Origin of the sequence: Shinella sp. WSD5-1 (assembly GCF_963942435.1) — a bacterium.
Taxonomy (GTDB): Bacteria; Pseudomonadota; Alphaproteobacteria; order Rhizobiales; family Rhizobiaceae; genus Shinella; species Shinella yambaruensis.
Genome location: NZ_OZ012599.1, coordinates 222,360 through 241,758, shown reverse-complemented (window position 1 = coordinate 241,758; position 19,399 = coordinate 222,360). Strand labels below are relative to the sequence as shown.

At 65.8% G+C, this 19,399-nt stretch carries 18 protein-coding genes; 1 reads left to right on the top strand and 17 read right to left on the bottom strand.

Annotation, left to right across the window (positions count from 1 at the left end; translation table 11 throughout):
• Positions 1 to 13 precede the first annotated feature (13 nt).
• The 9 genes from mmsB to AABQ55_RS29815 all read right to left on the bottom strand — a co-directional run bounded on the left by mmsB (position 14) and on the right by AABQ55_RS29815 (position 10,156).
• A complete protein-coding gene (mmsB, locus tag AABQ55_RS29855; protein WP_272808673.1) occupies positions 14 to 904 on the bottom strand; it encodes a 3-hydroxyisobutyrate dehydrogenase in 891 nt (296 codons plus the stop codon).
• 1 nt (position 905) lies between these two features.
• A complete protein-coding gene (locus tag AABQ55_RS29850; protein ID WP_272808672.1) occupies positions 906 to 1,988 on the bottom strand; it encodes an enoyl-CoA hydratase/isomerase family protein in 1,083 nt (360 codons plus the stop codon).
• On the bottom strand, positions 1,972 to 3,360 hold the full coding sequence (lpdA, locus tag AABQ55_RS29845; protein WP_272808671.1) for a dihydrolipoyl dehydrogenase: 1,389 nt from the start codon (positions 3,358 to 3,360) through the stop codon (positions 1,972 to 1,974). The genes AABQ55_RS29850 and lpdA overlap by 17 nt, the downstream gene beginning before the upstream one ends.
• Positions 3,361 to 3,364: 4 nt before the next feature.
• Complete coding sequence (locus AABQ55_RS29840; protein WP_272808670.1) at positions 3,365 to 4,720, bottom strand: dihydrolipoamide acetyltransferase family protein; 1,356 nt, start codon at positions 4,718 to 4,720, stop codon at positions 3,365 to 3,367.
• A gap of 3 nt (positions 4,721 to 4,723) precedes the next feature.
• On the bottom strand, positions 4,724 to 5,737 hold the full coding sequence (locus AABQ55_RS29835) for an alpha-ketoacid dehydrogenase subunit beta (RefSeq protein ID WP_272808669.1): 1,014 nt from the start codon (positions 5,735 to 5,737) through the stop codon (positions 4,724 to 4,726).
• 1 nt (position 5,738) lies between these two features.
• Positions 5,739 to 6,971, bottom strand: a complete 1,233-nt coding sequence (locus tag AABQ55_RS29830) for a 3-methyl-2-oxobutanoate dehydrogenase (2-methylpropanoyl-transferring) subunit alpha (RefSeq protein ID WP_272808668.1) — start codon at positions 6,969 to 6,971, stop codon at positions 5,739 to 5,741.
• A 64-nt stretch (positions 6,972 to 7,035) separates the two neighbouring features.
• A complete protein-coding gene (locus AABQ55_RS29825; protein ID WP_272808667.1) occupies positions 7,036 to 8,163 on the bottom strand; it encodes an acyl-CoA dehydrogenase family protein in 1,128 nt (375 codons plus the stop codon).
• 24 nt (positions 8,164 to 8,187) lie between these two features.
• Positions 8,188 to 9,369, bottom strand: a complete 1,182-nt coding sequence (locus AABQ55_RS29820; protein ID WP_272808666.1) for an acetyl-CoA C-acyltransferase — start codon at positions 9,367 to 9,369, stop codon at positions 8,188 to 8,190.
• A 19-nt stretch (positions 9,370 to 9,388) separates the two neighbouring features.
• Positions 9,389 to 10,156 (bottom strand): 3-hydroxyacyl-CoA dehydrogenase, encoded by a 768-nt coding sequence (locus tag AABQ55_RS29815; protein ID WP_272808665.1) that lies wholly within the window; start codon positions 10,154 to 10,156, stop codon positions 9,389 to 9,391.
• A 162-nt stretch (positions 10,157 to 10,318) separates the two neighbouring features.
• Between AABQ55_RS29815 and AABQ55_RS29810 the strand changes: the two genes are divergently transcribed.
• Complete coding sequence (locus AABQ55_RS29810; RefSeq protein WP_272808664.1) at positions 10,319 to 11,326, top strand: AraC family transcriptional regulator; 1,008 nt, start codon at positions 10,319 to 10,321, stop codon at positions 11,324 to 11,326.
• A gap of 112 nt (positions 11,327 to 11,438) precedes the next feature.
• On the opposite strand, the gene AABQ55_RS29805 is transcribed toward AABQ55_RS29810, so the two are convergent.
• The 8 genes from AABQ55_RS29805 to AABQ55_RS29770 all read right to left on the bottom strand — a co-directional run bounded on the left by AABQ55_RS29805 (position 11,439) and on the right by AABQ55_RS29770 (position 19,365).
• Positions 11,439 to 13,286, bottom strand: coding sequence for a methyl-accepting chemotaxis protein (locus tag AABQ55_RS29805; RefSeq protein WP_272808663.1), 1,848 nt, complete (start codon positions 13,284 to 13,286; stop codon positions 11,439 to 11,441).
• A 160-nt stretch (positions 13,287 to 13,446) separates the two neighbouring features.
• Positions 13,447 to 13,731, bottom strand: coding sequence for a DUF2218 domain-containing protein (locus AABQ55_RS29800; RefSeq protein ID WP_272808662.1), 285 nt, complete (start codon positions 13,729 to 13,731; stop codon positions 13,447 to 13,449).
• Between the two features lie 59 nt (positions 13,732 to 13,790).
• Positions 13,791 to 14,741, bottom strand: coding sequence for a FecR family protein (locus tag AABQ55_RS29795; protein ID WP_244768699.1), 951 nt, complete (start codon positions 14,739 to 14,741; stop codon positions 13,791 to 13,793).
• 61 nt (positions 14,742 to 14,802) lie between these two features.
• Positions 14,803 to 15,351, bottom strand: a complete 549-nt coding sequence (locus tag AABQ55_RS29790; RefSeq protein WP_272808661.1) for an RNA polymerase sigma factor — start codon at positions 15,349 to 15,351, stop codon at positions 14,803 to 14,805.
• Positions 15,352 to 15,619: 268 nt separating this feature from the next.
• On the bottom strand, positions 15,620 to 16,417 hold the full coding sequence (locus tag AABQ55_RS29785; protein ID WP_272808660.1) for an ABC transporter ATP-binding protein: 798 nt from the start codon (positions 16,415 to 16,417) through the stop codon (positions 15,620 to 15,622).
• Positions 16,404 to 17,390 carry a FecCD family ABC transporter permease gene (locus AABQ55_RS29780; RefSeq protein ID WP_272808659.1) on the bottom strand — a complete coding sequence of 329 codons (987 nt, stop codon included), beginning with the start codon at positions 17,388 to 17,390 and terminating at the stop codon, positions 16,404 to 16,406. Before AABQ55_RS29780 ends, AABQ55_RS29785 begins: the two co-directional genes overlap by 14 nt.
• Complete coding sequence (locus AABQ55_RS29775; protein ID WP_443021262.1) at positions 17,387 to 18,415, bottom strand: FecCD family ABC transporter permease; 1,029 nt, start codon at positions 18,413 to 18,415, stop codon at positions 17,387 to 17,389. The genes AABQ55_RS29780 and AABQ55_RS29775 overlap by 4 nt, the downstream gene beginning before the upstream one ends.
• Before the next feature lie 14 nt (positions 18,416 to 18,429).
• Positions 18,430 to 19,365 (bottom strand): iron-siderophore ABC transporter substrate-binding protein, encoded by a 936-nt coding sequence (locus tag AABQ55_RS29770; protein WP_272808657.1) that lies wholly within the window; start codon positions 19,363 to 19,365, stop codon positions 18,430 to 18,432.
• Positions 19,366 to 19,399 lie beyond the last annotated feature (34 nt).

Here is a 19,399-nt window from a genome sequence, read left to right as displayed (position 1 = left end):
CCTCCCTCGCCGGCTATTCGGCGCCTGCCTTGTCCCGCAACATGGTGATGATGGCGGAAAAGTCCTTGTCGCCAAAACCCTCGTCCGCGAAGCGCTGGTAGAGCGCCGCGGCCTTTGCGCCGAGCGGCGTCGCCGCGCCGGTATCCTTCGCCGCCGCCTGCGAGAGCATCAGGTCCTTCAGCATCAGCGCCGCGGCGAAGCCGGGCTCATACTCGCGATTGGCCGGCGAGGTCGGGACAGGTCCCGGCACCGGGCAATAGGTGGTCAGCGACCAGCATTGGCCGGAGGAGACGGAGGCGACGTCGAACAGCGCCTGATGCGTGAGGCCGAGCCGTTCGCCGAGCACGAAGGCCTCGCCCACGGCGATCATGCTGATGCCGAGGATCATGTTGTTGCAGATCTTCGCCGCCTGGCCGGCGGAGGCCCCACCGCAATGGATGATCTTCTTGCCCATCGCCTCGAACACCGCCTTCGCGCCGGCAAAGACCGCGGCATCGCCGCCCACCATGAAGGTGAGCGTGCCGGCCGCCGCCCCGCCCGTGCCGCCGGAGACGGGCGCATCGAGCGCGGGACTGCCATGCGCCTCGGCCAGCGCATGGGCCTTGCGGGCGCTGTCCATGTCGATGGTGGAGCAGTCGATGAGCAGCGTGCCGGGGGGCACGACGGAGACCAGTTCCTGCCAGACCGCAAGCACATGCTTGCCGGCCGGCAGCATGGTGATGACGAGGTCGGCGCCGGAGACTGCCTCATCGATCGAGGCAACCGTCGTCACGCCATTGCTTCCTGCAAGATCGAGCGAGTCGGCCGACAGGTCGAAACCGCGGACCGCATAACCGGCCTTCACGAGGTTTGCGGCCATGGGGCCGCCCATATGGCCAAGGCCGACGAAGGCGATGGTACTCATCTCATGTCTCCTTTCCCTCTACCCCGGCAAAGAGCGGCTCTGCCGAAGGCGCGAAGAAGGCGGCGACATCCTCGGGGGTGACGTCGCCCAGTCGCGCCGGACGCCATTGCGGATTGCGGTCCTTGTCGACGACCGCGGCCCGCACGCCCTCGTAGAAATCATGGCTGCGAAGCACGGCCGCCGTGGCGGCGAACTCCCGTTCCAGGCACGCTTCAAGCGACGTTTCCTGCCGCCCGAGGCGGAGCAGGCGCAAGGTCACCTTCAGGCTGAGCGGCGATTTCGTTTGTAGAACACTGAGCGTTCTTTCGGCGAAATCCGACCCATCCCTTGCGAGCGCGTCCAGAATCTCCTCGATCGTGTCGAAGGCGAAGAGACGGTCGATCGATGCCCGCTGTCGCGCCACCTGTGCCGGTGGCGGCGCATCGGCAGAGGCGGAAACCGTCGCCGAGACCGCCGCCCGCGTGGCGGAAGCCGGCAGGCGGGACAGATTTTCCGCCAAGTCGGGCAGCCGATCCGAAGGGACATAGCTGTCCGCAAGGCCGAAGGCTATGGCGTCGGCGGCCGCTAGCGGTTCGCCGGTCAGCCCGGCATAGGTGCCGAGTTCGTCCCGACGGCGCGTCAGGAACCACGACGCGCCGACATCCGGGAAGAAACCGATGCTCGTCTCGGGCATGGCGAAGCGCGTCCGCTCGGTGACGATGCGGTGGCTGGCATAGACGGAAACGCCGACGCCGCCGCCCATGACGATGCCGTCCATGAAGGCGACGAAGGGTTTTTCCAGCCGGTTCAGGCGCGCGTTCAGGCGATATTCCTCGCGCCAGAAATCGACGGGCTCCTGCGAGCCTGCTCTGCCGCCGTCGTAGATCATGCGGATATCGCCGCCCGCGCAAAGCCCGCGCTCACCCTCGCCGGTGATGAGCACCGCGGCGACCTCGGGATCGGCTTCGAATGTATCCAGCGCCTTCCCGATGTCACGGACCATCGGGAGGGTCAGGCTGTTGAGCGCCTTCGGCCGGTTGAGCCGGATGCGGCCGAGCGTGCCGGTACATTCGATCAGGGTTTGCGGATCAGATGTGAAGGGCATGGCCAAGAGCTTTCAAGGCGGCTTCCTGCAAGCCTTCGCTGCGGGTCGGGTGGGCGTGGATGGTGCCGGCGATGTCCTCCAGCCGCGCGCCCATTTCGAGCGCCAGCGAGAAGGCGCTGGAAAGCTCCGAGGCGCCGGCCCCGACCGCCTGAAGGCCGAGCACGAGGTTGGTATCCGCGCGCGCCACGGCGCGCACGAAGCCGTCTTCCGACTGGGTCGTCATGGCGCGGCCGTTGGCATTGAAGGGGAAGAGGCCGACGCGGATCTCGTAACCCTGCGCGCGGGCCTCGTCGGGCGAGAGGCCGGCGGTGACGATCTCGGGATCGGTGAAGCAGACGGCGGGGATGGCGCGCTTGTCCCAGGCGCGCTTGCGGCCGGCGACGATCTCCGCCACCATCTCGCCCTGCGCCATGGCGCGGTGCGCCAGCATCGGCTCGCCGGTGACGTCGCCGATGGCGTAGACGCCGCGCATGGAGGTGCGGCAGCGCTCGTCGATGCGGATGAAGCGGCCGGCGCGGTCGAGATCGAGGTCTTCGAGACCCCAGCCCTCGGTGCGCGGCCTGCGGCCGACGGTGACGAGCACCTTGTCGGCGGCAATGCGCTTTTCCGTGCCCGACGCGGTCTCGACCGTCAGCGCCTCGCCGGAATAGCCCTTCGCCTTGACGCCGGTCAGCACGCTGACGCCGAGATCGGCGAGGCGCTTTGCCACCGGCTTGACGAGGTCGGCATCGTATTGCGGCAGGATCTGCGCCATCGCCTCGACCACGGTCACTTCGGAACCCAGCTTGGCGAAGGCGGTGCCGAGTTCGAGGCCGATATAGCCGCCGCCCACCACGGCGAGTTTTTGCGGCACGCTTTGCAGCGACAGCGCCTCGGTGGAGGAGAGGATCGCGCCGCCGAAGGGCAGCGCCGGCAGATCGACCGGTTCGGAGCCGGTGGCGATGACGACCGTTTCGGCGCGGATGAGCTGCCTGCCGGTCTCGGTCTCGACCTCGACGGTCTTGCCGTCGCGGAACCGCGCCTCGCCGTGCACGATCTTCACCTTGGCCTTGCGCAAGAGGCCGAGCACGCCGCCGTTCAGCCGGCCAACGATGCCGTCCTTCCAACGCACGGTCTGGGCAAGGTCCAGCTTCGGCGCTTCGACGGTGATGCCGAGCGTGTTGGGACCTGTCATGTGGCGCACCGTGTCGAACTCCTCCGCGGCATGGATCAGCGCCTTGGAGGGAATGCAGCCGACATTGAGGCAGGTGCCGCCGGCCTTCGCCTTCTCGACGATCACCGTATCGACGCCGAGCTGGCCGGCGCGGATGGCGCATATGTACCCGCCCGGGCCGGCGCCGATGACGAGGAGCTTGCAGACGATCTCTTTCATGTCATCAGCCTTCGATGAAGATCAGGGCGGGGGTTTCGATGAGGGCCTTGATGCGCTGGACGAAGACCGCCGCATCCCAGCCGTCGACGATCCGGTGGTCGAAGCTCGACGACAGGTTCATCATCTTGCGCGGGATGAACTGGCTGCCGTCCCAGACGGGCCGCGTCACGATCTTGTTGACGCCGACGATCGCCACTTCCGGATGGTTGATGATCGGCGTCGTGACGATGCCGCCGAGCGCGCCGAGCGAGGTGACGGTGATGGTGGAGCCGGAAAGCTCCTCGCGCGCGGCCGTGCCATTGCGGGCGGCGTCGGCAAGGCGCGTCAGCTCGGCGGCGCTCTCCCAGATCGTCCGCGCCTCGGCATGGCGCACGACCGGCACCGTGAGGCCGGCCGGCGTCTGCGTGGCGATGCCGATATGGACGGCACCGTGGCGGGTGACGATGCCGGCATCGTCGTCGAAGGTGGCGTTGACGCCCGGCTGCTCACCGAGCGTCTTGACCAGCGCCCGCATCAGGAAGGGCAGGATGGTCAGCTTCGGCTGGTCGGGCTTGCGGCCGGCATTCATCGTCGCGCGCAGGTCTTCGAGATCGGTGACATCGACCTCCTCGACATAGGTGATATGCGGGATGCGGGCGCTGGCGAGCCGCATCTTTTCCGCAATGCGGCGGCGCAGGCCCGTGACCTTGATCTCCTGCGTGCCGGTCTTGCGGGCAAGGCCGGCCGCAGCAGCGACCGGCTGCGCGCCACGCGCGATGAACTGGTCGAGATCGTCGTGGGTGATGCGGCCGGCCGGGCCGCTTCCCGCCACCTGCCGCAGGTCGACGCCGGCCTCCTGCGCGCGTAGCCGCACGGCGGGCGAGGCGAGCGGTCTTGTCTCCGCCGTCGAGGCTTTCCCCTTCTCCCCGGCGGGGAGAAGGTGGCCCGAAGGGCCGGATGAGGGGGTCGGCTGGCTCGGTGCAGGCGGCTCCTTTCGAGCGGGCGGAGATGCCCCCTCATCCGCCCGAAGCCTGTCCTCGGGCTCGCCTCCGGCGAGACCCGGGGAGGCACCTTCTCCCCGCTGGAGAGAAGGGAGGGGCTGCCGCTCCTCCTCCGCTACGCTCTCACTCTCGCCCTCCCCGTCGACCGCGATGCGCAGCAGCGGCGCTTTCACCGCCACCGTGTCGCCGATCTCGGCGCCGAGCCAGAGCACGGTGCCGTTGACCGGCGAGGGGATTTCCACCGTCGCCTTGTCGGTCATCACGGCGGCGAGCACCATGTCCTCGCGCACCGGATCGCCCGGCTTGACGTGCCATTCGACCAGCTCGGCCTCGGCCACCCCTTCGCCCACATCGGGCATCTTGATGACGAACTCGCCCATCCCTCAGCCCTCCATCACTTCTTTCAGCGCCCGGCCGACGCGGGCCGGGCCGGGGAAATAATCCCATTCCTGCGCATGCGGATAGGGCGTGTCCCAACCGGTGACGCGCATCACCGGCGCCTCCAGGCTGTAGAAGCAGTGCTCCTGCACCAGGGAGACGACCTCCGCGCCGAAGCCGGAGGTCAGCGTCGCCTCGTGCACGACGACACAGCGGCCGGTCTTCTTCACCGACTGGACGATGGTGTCGAGATCGAGCGGCAGCAGGCTGCGCAGGTCGATCACCTCGGCGTCGATCCCCGTCTCCTCGGCCGCCGCGAGCGCCACATGCACCATCGTGCCATAGGCAACGACGGTGACGGCGCCGCCCGGCCGGCGGATCTCGGCCTTGCCGATGGGGATCGTGTAATGCCCGTCCGGCACCTCGCCGAGATCGTGCTTCGACCAGGGCGTCACCGGCTTCTCATGATGGCCGTCGAAGGGGCCGTTGTAGAGGCGTTTCGGTTCGAGGAACATCACCGGGTCCGGGTCTTCGATGGCGGCGATCAGGAGGCCCTTGGCATCGTAGGGATTGGAAGGGACGACCACCTTCAGCCCGCAGACATGGGTGAACAGCGCTTCCGGGCTCTGGCTGTGCGTCTGGCCGCCGAAAATGCCGCCGCCGGTCGGCATGCGCACGACGATGGGGCAGGTGAAATCGCCGTTGGAGCGGTAGCGGATGCGCGCCGCCTCCTGGGTGATCTGGTCGTAGGCCGGGTACATGTAGTCGGCGAACTGGATCTCGACGCAGGGTTTCAGGCCATAGGCCGCCATGCCGATGGCGGTGCCGAGAATGCCGGATTCGTTGATGGGCGCGTCGAAGCAGCGCGTCTTGCCGTATTTCGCCTGCAACCCTTGCGTCGCGCGGAAAACGCCGCCGAAATAGCCGACATCCTCGCCGAACACGACCACATCCTCGTCGCGCCCCATCGAGACGTCCATGGCGCTGCGCACGGCCTCGATCATCGTCATTCTTGCCATGTCAGTATCCTGCCTTCTGCCGCTGGCGGCGGATATGGGCGGGCATTTCCGCATAGACGCCCTCGAAGATGTCGCGCACTGAAGGTTTCCCCCCTGCATGCAGCGTGCCGTGGCTTTCGGCCTTTCTCTGCGCCTGGATCACCTCGTCGAGGATTTCGGCCTCGGCCTGCGTGTGGCGCTCCTCCGACCAGACGCCGCGCACGATCAGGTGCTTCTTCAGCCGGAGGACGGGGTCGCCGAGCGGCCAGGCTTCCGATTCGGTCTTCGGGCGGTAGGCGCTCGGATCGTCCGAGGTGGAATGCGCGCCGACGCGGTAGGTGACGTATTCGATCAGCGTCGGGCCGAGATTGCGCCGCGCCCGCTCGGCCGCCCACTTCGCGACGGCGTAGACGGCGAGGTAATCGTTGCCGTCGACGCGCAGCGCCGGGATGCCGAAGCCGAGGCCGCGGGCGGCAAAGGTGCCGGAGCCGCCGCGGGCGATGCCCTGGAAGGTCGAGATGGCCCACTGGTTGTTGACGATGTTGAGGATGACCGGCGCCTTGTAGGTGGAGGCGAAGACGAGGGCGGAGTGGAAGTCGGATTCGGCCGTCGAGCCGTCGCCGATCCAGGCGGCCGCGATCTTGGTATCCTTCTTGATGGCCGAGGCCATGGCCCAGCCGACGGCCTGGACATATTGCGTGGCGAGGTTGCCGGAGATGGTGAAGAAACCATGCGCCTTGGAGGAATACATAATTGGCAATTGCCGGCCGCGCAGCGGGTCCGCCTCGTTCGAGTAGATCTGGTTCATCATCTCGACCATCGGGTAATCGTCGGCGATGAGGAGGCCCGCCTGCCGGTAGGTCGGGAAATTCATGTCGCCCTTTTGCAGCGCCTTGCGGAAGGCGGAGGAAACCGCCTCCTCGCCGAGATGCTGCATGTAGAAGGAGGTTTTCCCCTGCCGCTGCGCCATCAGCATGCGGGCGTCGAAGGCGCGCAGCTTCATCATGTTGCGCAGGCCCGTCAGCAGCTCCTCGTCGGAAAGCAGCCCGGCCCAGGGACCGACCGCCTCGCCGTCGCGGTTCAGCACGCGGATGATGGAATAGGCGAGATCGCGGATATCCTCCGGCGCCGCGTCGACCGGCGGGCGCGGTACCGACCCGGCCTTGGCGATCTTGACGTTTGAGAAATCCGGCTCGCCGCCGGGCCGGACCGCCGGCTCGGGGACGTGCAGGCTCAGATGCGGAACCTCGGTCATGCCCTGTCATACCTCCCTATCGGCCACGCCCACCGCTCTCCCCGCGACGGGCACAGCCCAAACACTATAGATTGCGCGCGATGACGATGCGCTGGACGTCGCTCGTTCCCTCGTAGATCTGGCAGATGCGGACATCGCGGTAGATGCGCTCGACCGGGTAATCCGCCATGTAGCCGTAGCCGCCATGGATCTGGATCGCGTCGGAACAGACCTTCTCCGCCATTTCCGACGCGAACAGCTTTGCCATCGAGGCTTCCGTGAGGCAGGGCAGGCCCTCCTCCTTCAACTCAGCGGCGTGCAGCACCATCTGGCGCGCCACCTCGATCCGCATCGCCATGTCGGCGAGGCGGAAGGCGACGGCCTGATGCTCGATGATCGGCGCGCCGAAGGCCGTGCGTTCGCGGGCATAGTCGCGCGCCGCCTCGAAAGCCGCCCGCGCCATGCCGACGGACTGCGATGCAATGCCGATGCGCCCGCCTTCGAGGTTGGAGAGCGCGATCCGGTAGCCCTCGCCCTCTCCGCCGAGCCTGTTCTCCACCGGGATGCGCATGGCGTTGAAGGCGATCTGGCAGGTGTCGGAGGAATGCAGGCCCAGCTTCTCTTCGACGCGCACGACCTCGTAGCCGGGCGTATCGGTCGGCACGAGGAAGGCGGAAATGCCCTTCTTGCCGGCATCGGGATCGGTGACGGCGAAAACGATGATGAGGTTGCCGTTCTTGCCCGAGGTGATGAACTGCTTGGCACCGTCGATGACATAGTGATCGCCGTCGCGGCGGGCGCGGGTTTTCAGGTTCGAGGCGTCGGAGCCGGCCTGCGGTTCGGTCAGCGCGAAGCCGCCGATCCATTCGCCGGAGGCCAGTTTCGGCAGGAAGCGTTCTTTCTGCTCCTCCGTGCCGTATTTCAGGATAGGCACGCAGCCGACGGAGCTGTGTACGCTCATGATGGTCGAGCAGGGGCCGTCACCCGCGGCGATTTCTTCGAGCGCCACGGCATAGGCGACCGCGCCCGTCTCCGAGCCGCCATAGGCTTCCGGCACCAGCATGCCGAGGAAGCCGAGTTCGCCCATTTCCTTCAGTTCCTCGCGGGGAAAACGGCTTTCCTTGTCCCGCTCGGCCGCGCCCGGCGCCAGCCGCTCGCGGGCAAAATCGCGCGCCATGTCGCGGATCTGGGTCTGCTGTTCCGTCAGGATCATGTCCGGTCTCCTCCCCGAAACCGTTCAGTGCCTCTCGATGGCCACCGCCGTCGCCTCGCCGCCGCCGATGCAGAGCGTCGCCATGCCGCGCCGCATGCCATAGCGCTCCAGCGCGGAAAGCAGCGTGACGAGCACGCGCGCGCCGGAAGCGCCGATGGGATGGCCGAGCGCGCAGGCACCGCCGTGGACATTCACCTTGTCGTGCGGCAGGTCGAGATCGCGCATCGCCGCCATGGCGACGACGGCGAAAGCCTCGTTGACCTCGAAGAGGTCGACATCCGCGAGATTCCAGCCGGTGCGTTCGGCAAGTTTCCTCAGCGCGCCGATGGGCGCAGTGGCGAAGAGATTGGGTGCCTGCGCATGGGTGGCATGGCCGACGATGGTGGCGAGCGGCGCAAAACCCTCGCGTTCCGCCTGCGAGCGCCGCATCAGCACCAGCGCCGCCGCGCCGTCGGAAATGGAGGAGGCGTTCGCCGCCGTCACCGTGCCGCCGTCGCGGAAGGCAGGCTTCAGCGTCGGGATCTTTTCCAGCTTCGCCTTGCCGGGCTGCTCGTCGCGGCCGACCACGGTTTTCGCGCGGCCCACCGTGACGGGGACGATTTCGGCATCGAAGGCGCCGCTCTCGATGGCATCGCGGGCGCGGGTGAGCGAGGTGACGGCATAGTCGTCCTGGGCGGGGCGGGTGAACTGGTAGGCTTCGGCGCAGTCCTCAGCGAAGGTGCCCATCAGGCGGCCTTTATCGTAGGCGTCCTCCAGCCCGTCGAGGAACATGTGGTCAATGACGCGGCCATGGCCGAGCCGGTAGCCGCCGCGCGCCCGGTCGAGCAGGTAGGGCGCGTTCGTCATGCTCTCCATGCCGCCGGCGACGGCGATCGACGCGCTGCCGGCGGCGATGAGATCGTGCGCCAGCATGACGGCCTTCATGCCCGAGCCGCACATCTTGTTGACGGTGGTGGCCCCGGCGGAAAAGGGCAGGCCCGCGCCGATGGCCGCCTGCCGCGCCGGCGCCTGGCCCTGGCCGGCCGGCAGCACGCAGCCGAACACCGTCTCCTCGACGATTTCCGGGCTGACGCCGCTGCGCTCCAGCGCCGCGCGGATCGCGGTCGCGCCGAGCTCCGGCGCGGTGGCATCCTTGAGGTCGCCCTGGAAGCCGCCCATCGGGGTACGGGCCGAGCCGACGATGACGATGGGATCCTGCAACATCATAAACCTCCCGAAACGAACTTCAGCGCGGCGCCATGCGCAGCGCGCCGTCGAGGCGGATGACCTCGCCATTCAGCATGACGTTCTCCAAGATGTGGCGCACCAGGGCCGCGAATTCCACCGGTTTGCCGAGGCGCGGCGGAAAGGGCACGCTGCGCCCCAGCGAATCCTGCACCTCCTGCGGCATGCCCGCCATCATCGGCGTCTCGAAGATGCCCGGCGCGACGGAGACCACCCGAATGCCGGAGCGGGCAAGCTCCCGGGCGATCGGCAAGGTCATGGCCGCAACGCCGCCCTTGGAGGCCGCATAGGCCGCTTGCCCGACCTGCCCGTCGAAGGCGGCGACCGAGGCCGTGTTGACGATGACGCCGCGCTCGCCATCGGCTTCCGGCTCCAGCCGCGCGATGGCCGCGGCGGCGAGCCGGATCATGTTGAACGTGCCGATGAGGTTGATGCCGATCGTGCGGGCGAAGCTGTCGAGCCGGTGCGGCCCGTCGCGGCCGATCACCTTCTCGCCGGGCGCGACGCCCGCGCAATTGACCAGCCCGTGCAGATGGCCGAAACGCTCCAGCGCGAGGTCTATGGCGGCCTGACCGTCCTTCTCCTGCGTCACGTCCGTCCGGATGAAGGCTGCGGCGGTTCCAAGTTCGTGGGCGATAGCAGCACCGGCCTCGGCATTGACGTCAGCGATCACGACATGCGCGCCCTCGCCCGCCAGCATGCGCGCCACGGCCGCGCCAAGGCCCGAACCGCCACCGGTGACGACAAAGGTCTTTCCGCGGATCAACATGGCTGCTCTCCTCCAGCGCATTCGATTTCCGTAAGGCCGGCGCCAAGCGCATTCCCCGCCAGGGACTGTCTTGCCTCACTCTACGATGGTGCGGTATTGCATGCGATGACCAAAGCGTCTCGAACTTTCGGCCAGTTTTACCACATCCCGCAGGGCATGACGATGACGGAAACCGGACGGCGGATGATATCACCCTTCTTCGTGGAAGAGGCGATAGACTGCCTGAAACGACAGGGAAAAGCGCCCGGGCCAGTGTTGGCGGCCATCGGCCTGCCCGGCCGGATCGACGCGCCGATCTCCGCCGAAAGCTACGGCGCCCTGTGGCTGGCGATCGCGGCCGAGATGGACGACGAGTTCTTCGGCATGGGCGGCAGGCCGATGCACAGCGGCAGCTTCACGTTGCTCTGCCATTGCATCCTGCATGCCAGGACCCTCGACCAGGCGCTGCGGCGCGCGTTGCGCTTCCTCAACGTCATGCTGGAGGACCCGCAAGGACATCTCGAAATTTCCGACGGGCTAGCCCAAGTCGTGCTCCGGGACCTGGCGGAGGCCCGCTCCGCCTTCGCCTACCGGACCTACTGGATCCTCCTGCACGGCATCACCTGCTGGCTCGTCGGGCGGCGCATTCCGCTGCGCATGGTCGATTTCCGCTGCGCCGAGCCGGACCACGGCGCAGACTACAGGCATTTCTTCGGCGCGCCCGTGCGCTTCCTGCAGCCGGTCAGCCGCCTCGCCTTCGATGCTTCGGTGCTGAAACTGCCCATCGCGCGCAGCGAGCAGGCGCTCAAGCAATTCCTGCGCAACGCACCCGCCAACATCCTCGTGCGCTACCGTTATGATGCCGGCCTTGCCGCCAGCGTCCGCAAGCGCCTGCGGCAGGTTCCCCCCGCCTCGTGGAGCGCCTTCGACGACCTCGCCGCGCAGATGCGCATGTCGCCCTCCACCCTGAGGCACCGCCTGCATGCGGAAGGCCAGAACTACGCGACCATCCGTGACGAAATCCGCCGCGACCTCGCCATCGAGATGCTGCAGACGACGACGCTGGGTGTCAGCGAGATCGCCACGCGCCTCGGCTTTTCAGAACCCAGCGCGTTCCACCGCGCCTTCCGGAAATGGACGGCGAAGAGCCCGGCGGCCTTTCGCCGGGAGACGATGGCGAAAAGCCGGTAATCACGACAGCGTTTCTGTCGTTCATTCCCTATCGTCACGTCCATTGCCGTCCCTGCACGACCTCACGCTTGCCTGCCAGTGGACGCAGCCGCAGCCAAATCCTTGAACCGGCTCAAGCGGCGCGCGATGCGCGGGCCACGGAGCCACGTTCCTCCGCCTCGAAGCGGAACTGGGCGATGAGCGCCATGAGCTCGTCGGCCTGGCCCGCGAGGTGCCGGCTGGCGCTCGTCGTCATTTCAACCATGGAGGCATTCTGCTGGGTCATCTGGTCCATCTGATTGACGGAACTGTTGACCTCCTGCAGCGCCGCCGACTGATCGCGGCTCGCTGTCGCGATCAGCGCGACATGATCGCTGATCCCGACGATCTGCCGGCTGATCGAAGCGAGAACCGCCCCGGTTTCCTGCACGAGACGTGCCCCCGTGCTGACCTCCTGCGTCGACTTGTCGATCAATCCCTTGATCTCCTTGGCGGCATCCGCCGAACGTTGGGCCAGTTCGCGCACCTCCTGCGCGACGACCGCAAAGCCCTTGCCGGCGTCTCCGGCCCGTGCGGCCTCGATACCGGCGTTGAGCGCGAGCAGGTTGGTCTGGAAAGCGATGTCGTCGATCACCTCGATGATCTGCTCGATCTTGCGCGACGCGTCCTCGATCCGCTCCATCGCCTCGATGGCGCTGGTGACGACCGCGCTTGAATTGTCGGCGCTTGCCTTGGTCTCGGCGACCCGGTTGTTCGCCTCCTGGGCGCGCTCGGCCGAGGAGCGGACGGTGACGGTGATCTCATCGACCGCGGCCGCCGTTTCCTCAAGGGAGGCGGCCTGCGATTCCGTCCGCCGCGACAGGTCGTCGGCGGAACGGCGCATGTCGGCGCCGCTCGACTGGATCGCCGTCGCATTCGCCCGGATGCTGCCCAGCGTATCTCGCAGCCGCGACAAGGATGCGTTGAAGTCCTGGCGAAGCTGCTCAAGGCGGCCCGAGAACGGTACGTCGATGGCTTGGGAGAGATTGCCCTGTGCAAGGCGGCCGAGGCCGGCCGCAAGCTGGTTGACGGCAAGTTCGATCTGCCGGTCGGTTTCACGCTTCTCCGCGTCCGTCAGCTCGCGCTCGGCCGCAGCCTCCTCATTCTGGCGTTGCGCAATCCCCTCCATCTCGATCCTCCGCTGCGCGTTCTCGCGGAAGACCTCCAGCGCGCGGGCGATCTGGCCGAATTCGTTGGCCTTCGCCCGGCAGGGGATGTCCGTGTCCAAACGCCCTTCCGCGATGGCGCCGACGGCGCCAATCAGGGAACGCAGCGGCTTCGTCGCCCGACGTACGGCGAAATAGGCAAGACAGCCGAAGAGCAGCATGGAAACGACACCGGCAACGATGGCGTGGAACTGCAGGTCGTGGATCTTCTGGAAGTAGACCTCCATCGGAATCCCGATGAACAGCAGTCCGATATTGGCGCCGGCCGTATTCTTGACCGGGAAATAACCGGTCATGAAATCGCGGCCGAAGAGCTTGGCCGGGCCGAAATAGGGCTCTCCTCTGGCAAGCACGGCCTGCGCGGGATGATCGGCGGCGAGTTTCGTGCCGACGGCGCGTGTCCCATCCTCTTTCTTTACATTGGTGGAGATGCGAACGTATTCAGGGCCCTGCTTGGCAAAGATCGTCGCCACGCCGGCAATCGAGCTGGCCGTGCGGTCGACGAGATCGTGGCTCGCCAGCTCCGGCATCGTTTCGCCACGCACCGCGGCAAGGGCGCCATCCTTCAGCTCCATCGTGGCGTTCTCGATGGCGGCATCATAAAGCACGGCCATGGTGCGGGTGGCATCCCGGGCGTCGTTCGCCGCATCCCCAAGCACATAGCGCCCCAGATTATAGTACATGACGCCAACGATGACGGCAGCACTGAGGAAAATGAAGGCGAATGTCATCGCCGCATACTGATAGGCGATGGAAGATCGGAATACCTTGCTCATTGTCGGACTCCCCTGATCCGCCAATGGTAAGAATCAAATATATAAGAAAAACTGAAAATTCATTGCAATATCCTGCGAAGTCAGGCCCTCGCATTCACGGCCTCCACCAGGTATTTTGCTCCTGGAACCTCATGGTTCCGCTGTTTCCGTGACGAATGCCTCAGCGCTGCCAGACAAGGCCTTCGAGATTTTCTCGGAAGGCGAAGCGCACCAGATGGCTTTCGATGGCTGCCTGGGCCCATGCGACGGCCTCCTCGGTCTGAGCCTTCACGACCAGACGCAGGCCCTCCGCATTTGCGTCAAAGGTGGCGATACCACCGTCAAAACGGCATTCGCCATGGGTATCCGTATATTCGACGTCCACCTTGTGGGCGAAGTGCTTGCACATCTGGACCAGATACTTGGCCGCGAATTCGGTCTTCACCAACGCGATCGTTTCGATCATGCGATTGCTCCTGTCATTGGTTGCTGCACCCTCACAAAGGCCAGATGTCTTGATCGGCATTAGCGGATGACGATCAGCGGGCCGATCCGTGTCACCTTCACACCGAGCGCCTGACGGATGAAGGAAAGAGCGGCAGTGGTGTCGGAGACGGTGATGGTGCCGCTCACCCGGCGATTGGCGAGCCCGCTGCCGGCAAGAACGATCCGGCCGGAGAAATGACGGCCGACCTCCTCGATGACATAGGACAGCGGCGCGTTTTCCACGGCGAGCTGGCCGCGCTGCCAGGCAAGCGCCACGATGCCGTCGACTGGCTGGACATCCGTCTTTCCGCTGGCCCGGTCATAGCTCGCCTGCTCGCCCTGCGAGACGCGCATGGACGACGAACCTGCGCCCCCCGGCTCGAGCAGAACGGTGTGCTCGGTGACCGTTACCTCCGTGTCGAGAGCGCCATAACGAACATCGAATGCGGTGCCGAGCGCCGTCACCCGCGTATCCCCGGCCTCGACGGTGAAGGGCCGTTCGGGGACGGAGGCAACCCGGAAGAAGGCCTGTCCGCGCAGCAGGCGGATCGTGCGGCGCTCTTCATCGAAATCGACGGCGATCGCAGACGACGCATTCATCTGCACGACGGAACCGTCCTCCAGTGTGAGAACCGGCATTTCACCCACACCCGAGAGGGCATCGGCCTTGAGGCGCATGGGGCCGTCGAGGGCGAGAAACGTCGCCGTGGCGCAGGCCAGAAGCACAATGGCAGACAGAACCGGCTTGGCGCGACTGCGTGGCTCGGTCCTGATGTTGCGCAGCACCGGATCGGATTGGATGGCCGAACGGGCGTCACCCATCAGCGTCTCGGCGATCCGGTACGTTCTACAGTTTTCCGGATCGCTCAACCAATCTTCGAAATGCGCCTTCTCTTCCGCAGTTTGCGCAGGATCACGGTTACGCAGAAGCCAGTCCGTCGCTTCCCTGTTGCGCTTTCGCTGGATTTGATTGGCACGGTTGCCCCGCATCGACTTCTCCCGGAGCCTCGGTCCTGCCTTGTAGACGATTGGCATCGCCCGTTCGGGACTCTTACTCGATCCGAAGAAGACGGTCGAGGCAATGCGCGAACGCCCGGCGAAGGTGTCGGTCGACCATGTTGCGGGAAATCTTGAGTTTTATGGAAATTTCGTCCGGCGAAAGATGGTGCAGCCGGTGAAGGATGAATACCATCCGGCGCCGCTCGGGCAGTTCCGCAATGGCCTCGCGGAGAATGGCGATGCGCGCCTCGATCTCAAGCGCCAGATCGGGTGCGGGCCCAGCGCTGGCAACGGCCAGCGCTTCCTTTTCCGTGCCGGAGAAAAGGTGCGCTTCCCTGTTTTCACGCCGCAACCGGTCGATACCCAGATTGATGGCGGAGCGGCAAAGGAAGGCCTTGATGGAGCGCTTTTTGCGCAGGACATCGGGCTGGGCCGCCAGCTTGATATAAAGGTCGTGGACGACATCCCTGGCGGTGGAAAGCGGATGCCCCTTGCGCCGCACGGCCCTCGTCATGTCGGCATAGTGAGCCTCCATGGCACGATTGAGCAAATCGTTGCTATCGAGGGCGTCCCAACCGAGCGGAGAGGAGGAGTTAGACATCAGCACCCTGTTCCCAGTCGCATGACGAAAGCCTGCGTCGGCCACGCAAAGCACATTCCGGACCTTCAGAGAGAAGGGCTACCGATTCCGTAAAATGCCTGCAAGTGCAATAGGTTAGAATTCGGAAAGCCATCCGGTTAAATCAAGACAAAAAAACTCATCTTTATCCCTGATTTCGTTGCCAGAATCCTTTTGCCCGTCGAACCGCCGGCTTTCGGCGCCTGCCCGGAAAACCGAACACCGTGATATTCCCGCAACACTTCCAAGCCTATAACGGGATGCAAAGGGGCGTTCCAGCGACGGGATCGCGAATGACCATAGACCGTACCCCGAACACATCGGCGATCGCCTCTTGCGAAATCACATCCGATGGACGGCCCGCCGCACTGATCGTTCCACCTTTGAGCAATACGATGTGTTCGGCATAGCGCGCCGCCTGATTGAGGTCGTGCAGCACGGCAACGACGGTCTTGCGGTGATCGCGCACGAGAACGGTGATCAGGTTCATCAGCTCGACCTGATGCGCGAGGTCGAGATAGGTCGTTGGCTCGTCAAGCAGCAAGACTTCGCCTTGCTGTGCCAATGTCATTGCAATCCACGCCCGCTGCCGCTGGCCACCGGAGAGCGTATCGAGAGGGGTGTCGGCCAAAGTCGTCATGCCCGTCAGCATCAGGGCTTCGTCACAGGCCGCCTGATCGGCCTCGGACCAGCGCCCGAAGAGAGAGCGATGCGGATAGCGGCCCTGCTGGACGAGATCGCGCACCGTCAACCCCTCCGGCGCCACCGGCCCTTGAAGAAGCACGCCGACGCGTCTTGCCATCTCCCGCGTGCCGAGCGTCGCGATACTCCTGCCATCCAGAAAGATCGAGCCGCAAGAGGGCGCCATGAGCCCGGCAAAGGTGCGCAGGATGGTGGATTTGCCGCTGCCGTTTGGCCCGACGAGCGCCGTGAAGCGGCGCTCCGGCACAAGAAGATCAAGGTTCTCGACGATCCGGCGGTCACCATAGGCGATGGAGACGTCCTGCCCGGCAAGTTTCGCGCGCGTGTGGCTTTCATCCCCGGACATGGCGGCGCTTCCATAAAAGAGAGGCGAAGAAGGGGGCTCCGATCAGCCCCGTCACGATCCCGGCCGGAAGCTGGATCGGCGCAATGATCAGGCGGCCGACGAGATCGGCGGCCACCACGAGGATCGCCCCGCACAGGACGGCAACGGGAAGGATCCTTGCATGGGACGGGCCGACCAGGCGGCTTGCGACATGGGGAGCGACCAGTCCAACGAAGCCGATCAGCCCCGCTGCGGCGACGGCGGCTCCGCAGATGAGCGTGCAGAGCACGATCATCAGGCCGCGGATGCGATCCACCGGCTGACCGAAGCTCTTCGCCGCATCGTCTCCGAAACGGATCAAATCCAGCTCCCGGGATGCCATCCAGGCCAGGACCAGTGGAATGATCAGCCAGAGGAACAGGAAGCGCACCTTGGAGATGTCCGCGTCATAGACGCTGCCTGCCAGCCAGATCATCGCGCGCTGGACATTGCCGATCTCGCCGAAAGCCGAAAGGAAGGTGGTGGCGGCGCTGGCCAGCGAACCGAGGCCGATACCGATCAGGATGATGCGCAGCGACGAGGTCCCGGCACGCCACGACAGGAGGAAGACGGCCGCCGCCATCGCCGAAGCGCCCAGGAAACCGGCGGCGGGGAGCAGGAGGACCGGTGGATCCCGCATGAGCACGATGACGGCGACCACCGCGGCCGCAGCGCCACTGTTGATGCCCAGAACACCCGGTTCGGCGAGAGGGTTGCGCATGACGGCGAGCGTGATCGTTCCGGCCGTCGCCAGCGCCGCACCCACGAGAACGGCAAGCAGAACGCGCGGCAGGCGCAGATCGAAGACGATCATGGCGTTCTGCGGGCTCACGTCCTGTGATCCGATCAGCGTTTCCCAAAGATCCCGCCATGACAGGGCGATGTCCCCCAAGGCAAGGCTGGCCATCACCATCCCGACGAGGACGATCGCGAGAAGAACGAGCCAGCGCGTCATGTCGCGCTCCCTGCCCGGCTGCGCGCCAGCCAGAGGAAGAACGGTGCGCCGATCAAGGCGGTCGTCACGCCCACGGGAAAATCCTGGCTGCCGAAGATCATGCGCCCGGCGAGATCGGCGACGACGACAAGCAGGGCGCCCCCGACCGCGCTGAAGGGCACGATCCAGCGATAATCGACGCCGATCGTCAGCCGCGCGATATGGGGAACGACCAGCCCGACAAAGCCGATGGGACCGGCGAGAGACACGGCGCTGCCGGCCAGCAGGATGACGACGCCGATGGAGATCGCCCGCCAGACCGCCTGGTTCTGCCCCAGCGAGCGCGCCGCCTCCGCCCCCAGGCTCAAGGTGACAAGATGCCGCCCGAGGAGAAGACCGATGGCGAGCCCCGCCAGAATGTAGGGGGCCACTCCGGCGTTTTGCGCCATCGTGCGGCCGGAGACGGACCCTGCTGTCCAAAGGCGAACGGCGTCCAGCGTGTTCTGGTCGAAGATGAGCACGGCACTCGTGAGTGCCGTCAGGAAGGTTGCGACGACGGCGCCGGCGATGACGAGCCCGATTGTCGAATGACCTGCCGGCCCGAAGGACCCCATTGCATAGACGAGCAGCGCGGCCGCGCCGGCACCGCCGAAGGCGAACCACATGTAGATGTCCCCGACGCCTGCTCCAAAGAGCGTCATGACCAGCACGACGGCAAAGGCCGCGCCGGCATTGATGCCGAGCAATCCCGGCGAGGCGAGAGGATTGTTCGTCACCGCCTGCATGATGGCCCCGGAGACGGCAAGCGCGCTGCCCGCGAGCACGGCCGCAAGCACGCGCGGCAGACGGATCGTCATGACCAGCAGGTGTTCGCGCGATCCATCGAGGTCGACAACCGCTGCCCATATCGTCGGGAGCGGGATGCGTGTCGCGCCCATCGCGACCGACCACGATGCAGCCGCGACAAGCAGACAGAGAAGCAGGAACAGGCCCAGAAGCCTGCTTCCGTCATGCGCCACGCGACCACGATGCCGAGCGATATCCATGCCGGCGCGGCGATTCATCGATCCGCCAGGATGTAGCGCTCGACGTCGTCAAGAATGCGGTGTGCGGAGGCGATGCCATGAAAGCTCTGCCAGGCTGCCCGGTCGACCCGGTGGGCCCGGCCGTTCTGCACAGCGGGCAGGAGCTGCCAGAGCGGGTTGCCGGTCACCTCCTTCTCGAGCGCATCGTCCGGACCGCTCTCAAAGCCGCTGGCGGATACATAGAGAAGAACGTCGCCGTCGAGATTGGCGAGTTCCTCCCAATCCGGCCGCTTGACGATCGTCCCGTCCGTCACCGTTTCATAGGCCGTCCGCTTCACGCCTGCCTCGTGCAGGACCGCAAAGGGCGCGTAGGCGGCAGGACCATCGAGGAAAACGACAAACCGGCCCGGCGCGAAGCGGACGGCGGACACGGTGATATCCCTGTCCTTCATGCGCTCGCGGATCGCGGCAACCCGCTTTTCATAGCCCGCAAGCGCCTCGTCAGCCATCCTTTCGCGGCCGGTGATTTCCGCGACGCGCTGGCGATATTGCTTCCAGTCCGTATGATCGAGGAGCACCGTCGGCGCGATCTTCGACACCGTCCCGTAAATCGCGGCATGCCCCTCCGTGCTGCCGATGATGAGGTCGGGTTTGAGGGCCGCGACACGCTCCAGGCTGGGCTCGCGCGGATTGCCCAGGTCCACCATGTTTGCCTGCTTGACGACATCCAGCACCTGCTCGTCCTGGATGGCCATGTACGGGGTGGCGACAACGGGCGCCTTGAGCTCGATGAGAAGGCCGAGCGTCAGCAGCGGATCGAGCGTCACGATCCGCTTTGCTTCCAGCGGAACACAGAGCGGTGGATTGTAGACGCCTTCCGTTATTTCCCTTCCCTGGCAGGCGGCGCTTGCCAGAGAGAGGGAGACGAGAAGAAACATGACGGTCAGGCAGAAGCGCAAGACGAACACCATTTCAGACGAATGCGGGCGGTGAGATCGCGGGGCT